The organism is Citricoccus sp. NR2 (assembly GCF_027594385.1).
Lineage (GTDB): Bacteria > Actinomycetota > Actinomycetes > Actinomycetales > Micrococcaceae > CmP2.
Genome location: NZ_CP115154.1, coordinates 2,380,905 through 2,394,134 on the forward strand (window position 1 = coordinate 2,380,905; position 13,230 = coordinate 2,394,134).

The following is a 13,230-nucleotide window of genomic DNA, read 5'->3' on the forward strand; positions in this document are numbered from 1 at the left end:
TAATCCGCTGAAGGTCACTGAACACGCACAGACCCCGGGACCATAGTGGTCCCGGGGTCTGTCGCGTGGTGGGCGGACGACGAGGCTGAGCCTAGAAGTCTCCCGAGAAGCGCATCATGAGTCCGAGCACGACGATGATGCCGCCCCAGAGCACGCCCAGGGTCACAGTCAGCCGGGTGAGGTTCCGCTCAGCGACGCCGGAGGATCCGAGTGAGGAGGAAACGCCCCCACCGAACATGTCCGACATGCCGCCGCCGCGTCCCTTGTGCAGGAGCACGAGCACGACCAGCAAGAAACTGATCAGGATCAGTGCGATCTGCAGAACTAGCTTGAGAATGTCCACGAAGTATTCTTCCGTCCTTTGCCGACTCAGGTACTGTTGAGGCCGGTCAGTCAGTCAACAGGTGATGCTCGAACCTAACAATGTTAGCAAATTCCGCCTCATCGAGGCTGGCCCCACCCACGAGTGCACCGTCGACGTCACGTCCCCGCAGGATGCTGGCGATGTTGGCAGCCTTCACCGATCCGCCGTAGAGCAGGCGCACCGACTTTGCGGTCTCGGCGTCATACAGTTCTTTAATGCGGGCACGCAGGGCGGCACACATTTCCTGTGCGTCCTCCGGCCCGGCGACTTCACCGGTGCCGATAGCCCACACCGGTTCGTAGGCGATGACCGCTTCGGCCACGTCCTTGGCCTCAATCCCGTTGAGCGCCGCCGTCAGTTGGCTCAGCGTGAACTCAATGTGGTCACCGGTCTGACGCGTCTCGAGCCCCTCACCGATGCAGATGATCGGGGTGAGACCGTGCTTGAGGGCGGCCTGCGTCTTGCGCTGGACGAGGGCGTCGTCCTCACCGTGGATGCTACGCCGCTCCGAATGGCCGACCAACACGTAGCTGCAGCCCAGCTTGGCCAGGAAGGCGCCCGAGATGTCGCCCGTGTACGCGCCGGAATCTTCCGGGGACAGATCCTGGGCTCCGTAGCGCAGGGGAAGCTTGTCCCCCATCACCAGGGTCTGGACGCTGCGCAGATCGGTGAACGGTGGAAAGATCGCCACTTCCACCTCGTCGAAGTCGTGGCGGGCATCGTTCAGTGTCCACGACAGCTTCTGCACCAGGGTCACCGCTTGCTGGTGATCCAGGTTCATCTTCCAGTTACCGGCAATCAGCGGGGTGCGCACGTAGGCGCCATTATTCTTCGTCGTCATTCTGCCTCCAGCTCAGTCCTGCAGCGCCTGTACGCCCGGGAGCTGCTTGCCCTCCAGGTACTCCAGCGAGGCGCCGCCACCCGTGGAGATGTGTCCGAACTGGTCATCCGCGAAGCCCAGTGCGCGCACGGCTGCTGCGGAGTCACCGCCGCCGACCACGCTGAGACCGGACACCTGGGTCAGTGCCTCGGCCACCGTACGAGTGCCGGACGCGAACGCCTCCATTTCGAAGACGCCCATGGGACCGTTCCAGAAGACGGTGGAAGCCGAAGCGATGATCTCCGCGAAAGCGCGTGCGGATTCGGGACCAATATCCAGGCCCAGGGCGTCCACGCCGTGCGTCCCGGATTCCAGCCTATCCACGGGCAGCACGCTGTGATCAGCGTCGGCGGCGAAAGAAGCAGCCATCACGATATCGGTGGGCAATACGATCTGGCAGCCGCCCTGCTTTGCCCGCTCGAGGTATGCCGTGACGACAGGAATCTGATCCTCTTCCAGGAGTGAGGACCCGACGTTGTATCCCTGTGCCTTCAGGAAGGTGAACACCATGCCGCCTCCGATCAAGAGCGTGTCGGCACGGTCCATCAGATTGTCGATGACGGCGAGCTTGTCGGAGACCTTGGAACCACCCAGAGCGACCACGTAGGGACGCTCCGGGGTTTCGGTCAGCCGGTTCAGCACGGTCAGCTCGGTGGCGACCAGCGGGCCTTGTACGGCCGGAAGCAACGCGGCCACATCGAACACGGAGGCGTGCTTGCGATGCACAGCGCCGAAAGCGTCCCCCACGTAGGCGCCTCCTGGAGCGAGCGCCGCCATCTCCGCAGCCAGTTCGGCGCGCGCTGCGTCGTCCTTGGAGGTCTCGCGGGCGTCGAAGCGCACGTTCTCCAACAACAGGATCTCGCCGTCGCTGAGGCCAGCGGCCAGCTGCTGAGCGGAGGGCCCGGTGACGTCTTCGGCCAGGGCGACCTCGCGAGAGGACAGCTCGCGCATGCGGGCGGCCACGGGGGCCAAGGAGTACTGCGGTTCGGGGGCGCCCTTCGGTCGACCCAGGTGGGCCATCACGATGACGCGGGCACCGGCCTCGGCCAAAGCGGTAATGGCGGGCAGCGAAGCACGGATGCGTCCGTCGTCGGTGACGCGCTCTGCATCGAGCGGAACGTTGAGATCAGACCGAATCAACACGGCGCGTCCGGAGACACCGGATGCGATCAGGTCGTCGAGCGTCTGTGCGGGCATACTGGTGTCCTCCATAAGGTGATGTGGGGTCAGAGTACCAAGCGGTGAATCCCTGCTCCATACTAGACAGCCCGGCGCCTCTGCGCGGAGCCGGGCTGTCTTCGTGTCGAGGATCAGAGCTTCTCGGCGACGTATTCCACCAGGTCGATCAGCTGGACGGTGTAACCGTATTCGTTGTCATACCAGCCGATCACCTTGACGGTCTTGCCGATGCTCTTCGTCAACGGCGCGTCAAAGGTACACGCCGCTGGCGAAGTGATGATGTCGGTGGAGACGATCGGATCTTCGGAGTACACCAGGCGACCCTTGAGGCCAGCCGACTCCGAGGCCAGACGGAACGCCTCGTTGATTTCTTCTACCTCAGCGTGGCGCGACAATTCAACCGTCAAGTCAGTGGCGGAACCGGTAACGGTCGGAACGCGCATGGCGAAGCCGTCGAGTTTGCCGCTGAGCTCGGGGATGACCTCGCCGATGGCTTTGGCCGCGCCGGTCGAGGTGGGCACCATATTCTGCGCGGCGGCACGGGCGCGACGACGGTCCTTGGGGTGCGGGTTGTCGTGCAGGTTCTGATCCCCGGTGTAGGCATGGATCGTGGTCATGATGCCGTCGACGATGCCGAAGTTGTCGTGCAGCACCTTCACCAGGGGCGCCAGGCAATTGGTGGTGCAGGACGCCGAGGACACGACGTCCATGCTGGCGCCGTCGTAGGTCTCGTGGTTGATACCCATCACGAAGGTGCCATCAACCTCCTTGCCGGGTGCTGAGAGCACGACCTTGCGGGCTCCAGCTTCGATGTGCTTGTGCGCCTCTGGTCCCTTGTTGAACCGGCCGGTGCACTCGACGACGATGTCGACCTCCAGCTCCGCCCAGGGTAGCTGTGCGGGGTCCTTCTGCTGGAAGAGCGCGATGCTCCGGTCCCCGACTTTCAGGCGTCGCTCTTCCAGTGAAATCTCTCCGGGGTAGCGGCCCAGAATCGTGTCGTACTTGACGAGGTACAGCAGGTCCTCGGGGGCGGCCAGGTCGTTGACGGCGACGAGCTCGAGTTCGGGGTGGCGCTCTTGGATCACACGGAGTGCGTTGCGACCGATGCGACCGAATCCGTTGATGGCGATCTTTGTCATGTGTAAAGCCTTTCCAGCAAGATTCCGGGGTGATACTCAGCGGTGTCCAGCGGTCGGTTGACCGAAGACGATAGGAAGGGAAATACAAGAGGACCGGGTACTGCGACCCAGGTGACAGCGTAGCCGGTCATGAAGCGAGCCCGGCCGACCGCCTGTGGAAAGGAGGTCGGCCGGGCTCGGTGGTCATGGGTGTCAGACCAGCTTCTGAGCGCCGGAGCGAGCTGCTGCGAAGCGCTCGGCCACATCGGCCCAGTTCACGATGTTCCAGATGGCGTCGACATAGTCAGCCTTGACGTTCTGGTAGTCGAGGTAGAAAGCGTGCTCCCACATGTCCAGCTGGAACAGCGGAATGGTCGCGACCGGCACACCGTTCTGCTGGTCGTAGAACTGCTCGATGACCAGGTTCCCCCCCACCGGCTCGTAGGCCAGGATGGCCCAACCGGAGCCCTGGATGCCCAGCGCTGCGGCCTTGAAGTGGGCACGGAACTTGTCGAAGGAGCCAAAGTACTCGTCGATGGCGGCGGCCAGCTCGCCTTCCGGCTTGTCGCCACCCTCCGGGGAGAGGTTCTTCCAGAAGATCGAGTGGTTGGTGTGACCCCCCAGGTTGAAGGCGAGGTCCTTCGACAGCTGGTTGATAGCACCAAAGTCCTCGGCCTCACGAGCAGCGGCGAGCTTTTCGAGAGCGGTATTGGCGCCCTTCACGTAGGTCGCGTGGTGCTTGTCGTGATGTAGCTCCATGATGCGAGCCGAGATGTGCGGCTCGAGTGCTGCGTAGTCGTAGGGCAGTTCGGGCAGAGTAAATTCAGCCACAATTCCTCCTTGTTGAGAATTGATTGATGCCTGTGAAGAGGCGTCTATCCCATACTAGGCACTTGCCCCGGGAGGGTCGTCAAGAGTTCAGCTCTCAGCGACGCTGAATGTCGCGGTGTGACACTGAACTCACTGCGCATTCAGGGCAGATTACTCGTCGTCGAGCAGCTCCGCGGTGACCGCGTCGTCGGTGTTCGGAATGCCCTCTTCCGCGGCACGCTTGTCGGCCATCGCCAGCAGTCGACGAATCCGGCCCGCCACAGCATCTTTCGTCATCGGGGGCTGCGCCAGGCGGCCCAGCTCATCGAGAGAAGCCTGTTTGTGCTCAATGCGCAACTCACCGGCGTACTTGAGGTGGTCAGGGACGTCATCCCCGAGAATCTCCAGCGCGCGAGAAACGCGGGCGCCAGCGGCAACGGCGGCCTGAGCGGACCGGCGCAGATTGGCGTCGTCGAAGTTGGCCAGACGATTCGCTCCGGCGCGCACCTCTTTGCGCGTGCGGCGTTCTTCCCAAATGTTCACGGTGTCCGTGGCCCCCATCCGGCGCAGCATGGTGGCGATGGCGTCGCCGTCACGAATGACCACACGATCCACCTGCCGCACCTCGCGGGCCTTGGCGATGACTCCGAGCCGGCGTGCCGAGCCGACCAAAGCCAGCGCGGCCTCCGGACCGGGGCAAGTGATCTCAAGTGCGGAAGAGCGCCCTGGTTCCGTCAGCGATCCGTGAGCGAGGAACGCTCCGCGCCACACAGCTTCGGCATCGGCCACCGATCCGTTCACCACGGTCGCGGGAAGACCCAGCACCTGGCGTCCACGAGCGTCCACGAGTCCGGTCTGACGCGCCAGGGCAGCACCATCTTTAATCACGCGAATGACATAGCGGGATCCGCGTCGCAGATTGCCACCGGAGACGACCACCATGTCGGAGGTGTTGCCGTATACCTCGGAGATTGCCGTCCGCAGTCGTTTTGCGGCGGCCTCGTAATCGAGTTCAGCCTCGATCACGATCCGATTGTTGACCAGGTACAGTCCGCCCGCGAAGCGCAGGGTCGAAGCGACCTCTGCTCGTCGTTCTGAGCTGCGCAGAGCCTTGACGTGCGCGAGCTCTTCCTTGACGGCGGCGGTCAATGCCATACCTGTGCCTGCTTTCCTTGCGATGGACGTGGACCCAGTTGAATCCGGAGGATCAGTCGAAGCGGTCAAACGCTTCGTGAAGTGCAACAGCCAGTCGTAGTGGATCGTGGACGCCCGGGCTTTGCTTGCTCATCACTCTACTAAAGACAACCTCGGCCTTCAGCGCCTCAGCGGCGGCCCGGAACTCGTCACGCTGGGTGATCACATCCGGGTCGGCGATGATTACGTCGAGCGTGAGATTGGGTGCGTAGCTTTGCAGAACATTGAGGTGGTCGGCCGGAGACATCCCAGTGGTTTCGGAGGTATCCGATTCTAGGTTCATCACCAGGGCGCGACGGGCCGGAGTGGAGCATACCGCATCACGCTGCTGCGGGAGCAACAGGTGCGGAAGCACGGAGGTGTACCAGGAGCCGGGACCGAGTATGACCCAGTCTGCCAGCTCCATCGCCTCAAGTGATTCGGGTGTGGCCGGTGCATCCGCTGGGAAAAGCGAGATATGACTTACCCGACCCTGAGCCGCTGCGGTGGCGAGGGCGACCTGTCCAGAAACGGTTCGGGTCGTGAGTCCGCCGTTGTCATGGTCCGCCAGCACCGTGCCGGAGATCGTCAACGGCACGGTCGACATCGGTAAAACGGATCCGCGAGCACCTAACAAAGCTCCGGCCCAGCGCAACCCATCCACCGGATTGCCCAGCTGTTCCCACAGGGCCACGATCAGGAGATTGCCCAGGGCATGATTGTTCAGGGTTCCTTCCGAATCTGGTCGGGTGCTGAACCGGTACTGGAGGGTGTCGTGCCAGGTGCGGCCCCAGTCTGTGTCGTCGCAGAGGGCAGCCAGTGCCATGCGCAGGTCGCCCGGTGGCAACACGTCCATCTCCTGACGGATGGTCCCGGAGGATCCCCCATCGTCGGCCACCGTCACAATGGCTGTGATTTCACCCGCAATGAGTCGCAGTGCAGACAGGGTCGCGTAGAGCCCGTGCCCGCCTCCCAGTGCGGTGACGGACAAGGCCGGGTCGTAGTGGCTTCTTTGCCGAGTCACCGGGGTCGGAAGTGGGGTCAGCGGCAGCTGCCCGGTGAAATGCAGACTCATTCGCGCCCCAGGTCCCGATGGTGAGTCTTCACCATGACGCGTGGTTGCTGGCCCAGACGGTGGGCCAGTGCTTCGGCGATCGCGACAGAGCGGTGCTTGCCGCCCGTGCAGCCGATGGCGAAGGTAGCGTAGTGCTTGTTCTCGCGACGGTAGCCTTCCAGCACGGGCTGGAGCGCATGCACGTACCGATCAACGAACGTCTCCGCCCCTTCTTGGACCAGAACAAATTCGGAAACAGCAGCATCCTGACCGGTGAGGTGACGCAACTCGGGCACCCAATGAGGATTCGTGATGAATCGGACGTCCGCCAGGAAGTTCGTGTCCTGCGGAATGCCGTACTTGAACCCGAAACTCATCACGTTGAGCCGCAGCACCACCGGGCCGTTCTCGGAGAACAACTCCACCATGGATTTGGCAAGCGCATGGACGTTCATCTCCGTGGTGTCGACGACGAGCTCGGCCTGTTCCTTGAGCTCGGCGAGTACCCGGCGTTCCACAGCGATGCCGTCAGAGATCCGTCCCCCGCTCTGCAGGGGGTGGGGCCGTCGCCCGGATTCGAACCTGCGGACGAGCACATCGTCGGCGGCATCGAGGAACAAAATTCGATATTCGACGCCGTCGGTGGAGAGCTGTGCCAGGGATTCCTGGAGGTCGTAGAAGAATTCTTTGGTGCGTACGTCGACAACCAGTGCCAGCTTAAGCTCGGACTCCGGGCTCTTGCCCAATAATGCGGCGAGGGTGCTGAACAGCTGGGGTGGTAGGTTTTCGACGACGTACCAACCCTGGTCTTCCAAAGCGTGCGCGGCCGTCGTTCGGCCGGCACCGGACATGCCGGTGACGATTAAGACTTCCTTGGTGGGCGGTTTGACCGGTGTCAGCTCTTCAGTCATACCGTCAGCCTACCGACTCTGCCGAGTCCTTGCTCTTCGCCGAGTCTTTGGTGCCGAGATTTTCTCGAATGGCTTGCGCCAATTGAGGTCCGATTCCTTTGACGGCCGTGAGCTCGTCGATGCTTGCTGCACGCAGACGCTTGATCGATCCGAACTGCTTCAGCAAGAGTTTTCGTTTCGCTGGCCCCAACCCAGGGATCTCGTCCAAAGCGGACTGAACCATGGATTTTGAGCGTTTGTCACGGTGGAACGAAATCGCGAAACGGTGGGATTCGTCGCGGATCCGCTGCAGCAGGTAGAGCCCTTCTGAGGTGCGTGGAAGCACCACCGGGAACTCCTCTCCGGGCAGCCACAGCTCTTCGAGGCGCTTCGCCAGGCCGACGACCGGAATATCCGTGACGCCAAGTTCAATGAGGGCCGATTGGGCGGACGAAACCTGCGCGGGCCCACCGTCCACGACGACGAGTGATGGTGGGTAAGAAAATCTCTTCTTCTCGCTGGTGTCGTCCTCGTCGATCTCGCCGCTGACTACTTCGGGGGTTTCTGTTTGCTCCCGGAGATAGCTCTTGAAGCGTCTTGTGAGGACGTCATGCATGGCCGTGGTGTCATCGCGGGCCGCATCACCTGTAACAGCGAATTTTCGGTAAGCAGACTTCTGTGGGAGGCCGTCTTCCACCACGACCATGGAGCCAACCACATTGGTCCCCTGCACATGGGAGATGTCGTAGCACTCGATACGCAGCAGGGGTTCCGGGAGTTCCAGCGCGTCCTGGAGTTCCCGCAGAGCAGCCGAGCGCGTGGTGATATCCCCGGAACGTTTGGTCTTGTGAGATCGGAGGGCCAAATCCGCGTTTTCGGCCACAGTCTCCAACAGAGCTTTTTTGTCACCGCGTCGCGGAACTCGCAAGTCGACTCGGCTCCCCCGCCGTTCGGTAAGCCACTCGGAGAGCTCCTCTGGCTCTGAAGGTAGGGCCGGGACCAAGACCTCTGCTGGAATGCGGGAGACATCGTCGAGATCACCATAGACCTGCTGGATCAGCTGCTGAACGAGCTGTTCACTCGTGGTTTCTTCGACCTTCTCGACCACCCAGCCGCGTTGCCCACGGATTCTTCCGCCGCGAATGTGGAATACCTGGACTGCTGCCTCGAGTTCGTCTTCGGCGAAGGCGAAAACATCCGCTTCGGTATTCTCCGATAGTACGACGGCGTTGCGCTCGAAGACGCGCTTCAATGCGGCGATGTCATCGCGACGGCGTGCAGCATCTTCATAGCGCAGTTCGTCAACGGCCGACTTCATTTCGGCCTCAAGTTCACGCAGGTATCCAGAGACATTTCCCGTCATGAAATTGCAGAAGTCTTCAGCCAGTCGGTAGTGGTCTTCGACAGAAATGCGGCCCACACAGGGCGCCGAGCACTTGTCGATGTAGCCCATCAGACAGGGACGCCCTGACATTTCTGCGCGACGGAAGACTCCAGCCGAGCAAGTACGGACCGGAAAGACGCGGAGCATACGGTCAACGGTCTCCCGAATAGCCTTGGCCGGGTGGAAGGGGCCGAAATATTTCACCCCTTTGCGACGATCGCCGCGCATCACCATCACGCGCGGATACTTTTCATCCATCGTCACCGCGAGGTACGGATATGACTTGTCGTCGCGATACATGATGTTGAATCGCGGCGTGTATTGCTTGATCCAGGTGTATTCAAGCTGGATGGCCTCTAGCTCTGAGCCGACGACGGTCCATTCAACCCCGGCGGCCGTGTGAACCATGGCGCGAGTTTTGGCGTGCAGTGTCTCCGGACGAGCGAAGTATGAGGTCAGTCGTGACCGAAGGTTTTTCGCCTTGCCGACATAGATTACGCGACTTTGATCGTCCTTGAAGCGGTACACACCGGGCCGGGTGGGAATCTCCCCCGTTGCGGGACGGTACGTTGCTGGATCAGCCACTCTGCTCCTGGAATGCTGTGAGGCCCTGTTGGCGCCGCCTAGCGCGAAGAATCGGGATGGGAAGTCGAATTATATTGGTCGACGCGTTCTTGTCCGGTAATCGCGGCGATTGCGTCCATGATCCGTTCCGTGGTTTGTCGGCGGACCGGCAAGGAGTGTTTGCGGCCCAACTGCTCCACCTGGATGGGCTTGCCAATGGTCATCGTGAATTTATGCGGCAGAGCCATGGTCCGCCCTGGGGGCTGCAGACGATCAGTGTCCGCTAGACCCACCGGCACGACAGGAGCACCTGTAGCGAGTGCCAACCAACCAACTCCGGTGCGACCACGATAGAGACGACCGTCGCGGGAGCGGGTGCCTTCCGGATAGATGCCCACCCCGTGACCTGATTCGACGAGCTGAACGAGTTCTTCCAACGCTGCAACGGATGCGGCCTGCTCACCACGTTCAACAGGAATCGAGCCGACAGACTCGAAAAACCCCTTCATCATTCGGCCGCGGATCCCGGTGCGATTGAAGTACTCTGCCTTAGCGAAAAAGTGCACCATGCGCGGGCTCATGGCCTGGATGATCACGGAATCGAAGAACGAAAGGTGATTGGAAGCGACGATGAATCCCCCGGACTCGGGCACGTTCTCGAGACCCGTCACCTCGGGGCGGCAGGTCGTCTTCAACATGGTGCGCACGCTAGTCCGCACGGCGTTGCTAGGAGCCACGTCTGGCCTTTCCTCGCTTCATCTTGTGCAACTACATCCTATCGGCCTCACGCCGAGGATGGTTTCGGTCCGCGCAGCTCAGAGCACTTCGGCGAGGAACTGACCCGTGTAGCTCTCAGCCACCGTGGCTACTTCCTCAGGGGTACCGGTGGTGACGATCGTTCCGCCACCGGAGCCGCCTTCTGGACCTAAGTCGATCACATAGTCGGCCGACTTGATGACATCCAGATTGTGCTCGATGGTGACCACAGTGTTGCCCTTCTCGACAAGGCGATTGAGCACACCGAGCAAGCGACGGATGTCTTCGAAATGCAGCCCGGTGGTGGGCTCATCCAGCACATAGATGCTGCGCCCGTTGGATCGGCGCTGCAGTTCCGTGGCAAGTTTCACGCGCTGGGCCTCGCCACCCGACAGGGTGGTTGCGGGTTGTCCCAGTCGCACGTAGCCGAGACCGACATCCACCAGCGTGTCGAGATACCGGGAGATCTTTGTGTATGCGGAGAAGAACTCCGCTGCTTCCGAGATCGGCATATCGAGTACCTCGGCGATGGTCTTGCCCTTGTACTGAACCTCGAGCGTCTCACGGTTGTAGCGCGACCCCTGGCACACCTCACAGGGCACGTAGACGTCCGGGAGGAAGTTCATCTCGATCTTCAGGGTTCCGTCACCGGAACAGGCCTCACAGCGACCGCCCTTAATGTTGAACGAGAACCGGCCGGCCTGATAACCACGGACTTTCGCTTCCGGGGTGTCCGCGAATAGCTTGCGGATCGCGTCGAAGACTCCGGTGTAGGTGGCCGGGTTGGAGCGTGGGGTGCGCCCGATCGGTGACTGGTCAACGTGAATCACCTTGTCGAGCAGGTCCACACCGGTGACGCGCTTGTGGCGGCCGGGAACATGTCGAGCGCCATTGAGCTGATTGGCGAGAACCTTGTAGAGAATCTCATTGACTAGAGTCGACTTGCCCGAGCCGGACACACCGGTGACGGCCGTGAACACACCTAGCGGGAAATCGACGCTGACGTTTTGGAGATTATTCTCGCGGGCCCCCACCACAGTGAGCTGACGCTGTGGATCAAGGGGACGTCGGGTCTCCGGAACGGCAATGCTGCGGCGTCCGGAAAGGTAATCACCAGTGACGGAGCGTTCGTTGGCTTTGAGTCCTTCCAACGAACCTGAATGGACGATTTCACCGCCCTGTTCGCCGGCGCGGGGACCAATGTCGACGATCCAGTCCGCCTCAGCAATCGTGTCTTCATCGTGCTCAACAACGATCAGAGTGTTGCCCAAGTCCCGCAATCGGATCAGGGTCTCAATCAGGCGGCGGTTGTCACGTTGGTGCAATCCAATGGACGGTTCATCGAGCACGTACAGGACGCCCACCAACCCTGAGCCGATCTGCGTGGCGAGACGAATCCGCTGGGCTTCGCCGCCCGACAAGGTTCCTGCAGGACGTTCGAGATTCAGGTAGTCGAGACCCACGTCGATGAGGAAGCGCAACCGTGCTTTGATTTCCTTGAGGACCTGGTCCGCGATGCGAAGATCGCGATCGGTGAGTTCCAGATCATTCATGAAGGCAATGGCTTCTTCCATGGGAAGACGCGATACCTCGGCAATCGACTTATCGCCCACGAGCACGGAAAGCGCGGTGGGGTTAAGTCGTGCGCCCTTGCAAGCAGGGCAAGGAATCTCGCGCATGTACGCCTCGTAGCGGTCACGTGCGTGATCCGACTCTGTCTCGAGATGCTTGCGCTTGATGTAGTCGATGACACCTTCGAAACCGGTGCTGTACTTTCGTTCGCGGCCAAATCTGTTGCGGTATTGGACCACGACCTTGTAGTCCTTGCCGTGCAAAAGTGCCTTACGGGCTTTAGCGGGCAAATCTTTCCACGGGGTTTTGAGCGAGAAGTCCAGTTCGTCCGCTAGCCCGGCCATCAGGCGCTGCCAGTATTCGGCGGTTGACTTGCCGATGGACCACGGGGCGATGGCCCCGCCTTCCAGAGAGAGGTCTTCGTCCGGAATGACGAGTTCCTCATCCACCTGGAGCTGAGAGCCAATACCCGTGCAGGTTGAGCAAGCGCCAAACGGGTTGTTGAAGGAGAACGAGCGCGGTTCAATCTCGTCAATGGTCTGTTCGTGTCCATTCGGGCAAGACAGGTTCTCCGAGAATGAGCGGTACTTGGGTTGGCCGTCGGCATCAACGGCGTGGAACTCTCCCGCATTGGCACGATCTGGGTCGACGGTGGCTTCGATGTCCACGAAATCCACGACGACGAGCCCCTCGGCCAGCTTCAGCGCCGTCTCAATCGAATCGGTGAGCCGCTGACGGATACCGTCCTTCATTGCCAAACGGTCGATGACCACAGCAATGGTGTGTTTGATCTGCTTCTTCAGCTTCGGCGGATCCGTGAGTTGCACGATCTCGCCGTCGACAATGGCACGGGAAAAGCCTTGCGTAGACAGGCTGGAGAACAGGTCCACGAACTCGCCCTTACGACCGCGCACCACCGGCGCGAGCACCTGGAATCGAGTTTTCGTGGGCAACTCAGAAAGCTGATCAACGATCTGCTGTGGCGACTGGCGTTTCGCAGGTTCCCCGCATTCGGGACAATGCGGTACGCCGATACGCGCCCACAGCAGACGCATATAGTCGAAAACCTCGGTAATCGTGCCGACGGTTGAACGCGGGTTGCGGTTGGTCGATTTTTGGTCGATCGAGACTGCCGGAGACAAGCCCTCGATGAAGTCGACGGCCGGCTTGTCTACCCGGCCCAAAAACATACGCGCATACGACGACAGCGATTCCACATAGCGCCGCTGGCCTTCGGCGAAAATCGTGTCGAAAGCCAATGATGATTTTCCGGAACCGGATAGGCCGGTAAAAACGACCATGGAGTCGCGTGGAATATCTAGGTTGACGTTCTTCAAGTTGTGTTCGCGTGCCCCTTGGACGACGATCCGGTCGTGCGTGGCACTCCCCCGACGACTCGCAGGCGCACCCTCCGGGCGGGAAGCCAGGGCCGCTGAGTCGGTATCAAGTGATGGAGTGGTTGAGACAGTCACAGCGTGATCCTCGC

Annotated in this window: 11 protein-coding genes; all 11 read right to left on the reverse strand. The window is 61.2% G+C overall.

Annotated features, from left to right (window positions below; translation table 11 throughout):
• Nucleotides 1–91: 91 nt before the first annotated feature.
• Nucleotides 92–343 (reverse strand): preprotein translocase subunit SecG, encoded by a 252-nt coding sequence (gene secG / locus O1A05_RS11115; RefSeq protein WP_270105274.1) that lies wholly within the window; start codon nt 341–343, stop codon nt 92–94.
• A gap of 46 nt (nt 344–389) precedes the next feature.
• On the reverse strand, nt 390–1,205 hold the full coding sequence (gene tpiA, locus O1A05_RS11120; RefSeq protein WP_270105275.1) for a triose-phosphate isomerase: 816 nt from the start codon (nt 1,203–1,205) through the stop codon (nt 390–392).
• 12 nt (nt 1,206–1,217) lie between these two features.
• A complete protein-coding gene (locus O1A05_RS11125) occupies nt 1,218–2,441 on the reverse strand; it encodes a phosphoglycerate kinase (RefSeq protein ID WP_270105276.1) in 1,224 nt (407 codons plus the stop codon).
• Nucleotides 2,442–2,554: 113 nt separating this feature from the next.
• Nucleotides 2,555–3,562 carry a type I glyceraldehyde-3-phosphate dehydrogenase gene (gap, locus tag O1A05_RS11130; protein ID WP_270105277.1) on the reverse strand — a complete coding sequence of 336 codons (1,008 nt, stop codon included), beginning with the start codon at nt 3,560–3,562 and terminating at the stop codon, nt 2,555–2,557.
• 192 nt (nt 3,563–3,754) lie between these two features.
• Nucleotides 3,755–4,372: a superoxide dismutase gene (locus O1A05_RS11135; protein ID WP_270105278.1), complete on the reverse strand. Its 618-nt coding sequence runs from the start codon at nt 4,370–4,372 to the stop codon at nt 3,755–3,757.
• Between the two features lie 150 nt (nt 4,373–4,522).
• Entirely contained in the window at nt 4,523–5,506 is a 984-nt protein-coding gene (whiA, locus tag O1A05_RS11140; RefSeq protein WP_270105279.1) for a DNA-binding protein WhiA, read from the reverse strand.
• 52 nt (nt 5,507–5,558) lie between these two features.
• A complete protein-coding gene (locus O1A05_RS11145) occupies nt 5,559–6,599 on the reverse strand; it encodes a gluconeogenesis factor YvcK family protein (protein ID WP_270105280.1) in 1,041 nt (346 codons plus the stop codon).
• The gene (rapZ, locus tag O1A05_RS11150) at nt 6,596–7,489 is read right to left on the reverse strand and encodes an RNase adapter RapZ (protein WP_270105281.1); all 894 of its coding nucleotides are present in this window, start codon (nt 7,487–7,489) and stop codon (nt 6,596–6,598) included. Before rapZ ends, O1A05_RS11145 begins: the two co-directional genes overlap by 4 nt.
• A gap of 4 nt (nt 7,490–7,493) precedes the next feature.
• Entirely contained in the window at nt 7,494–9,437 is a 1,944-nt protein-coding gene (gene uvrC / locus O1A05_RS11155) for an excinuclease ABC subunit UvrC (protein ID WP_270105282.1), read from the reverse strand.
• Between the two features lie 38 nt (nt 9,438–9,475).
• Nucleotides 9,476–10,153, reverse strand: coding sequence for a lysophospholipid acyltransferase family protein (locus tag O1A05_RS11160; protein WP_431521092.1), 678 nt, complete (start codon nt 10,151–10,153; stop codon nt 9,476–9,478).
• A gap of 78 nt (nt 10,154–10,231) precedes the next feature.
• Complete coding sequence (gene uvrA / locus O1A05_RS11165) at nt 10,232–13,171, reverse strand: excinuclease ABC subunit UvrA (RefSeq protein ID WP_270107572.1); 2,940 nt, start codon at nt 13,169–13,171, stop codon at nt 10,232–10,234.
• Between the last annotated feature and the right edge of the window lie 59 nt (nt 13,172–13,230).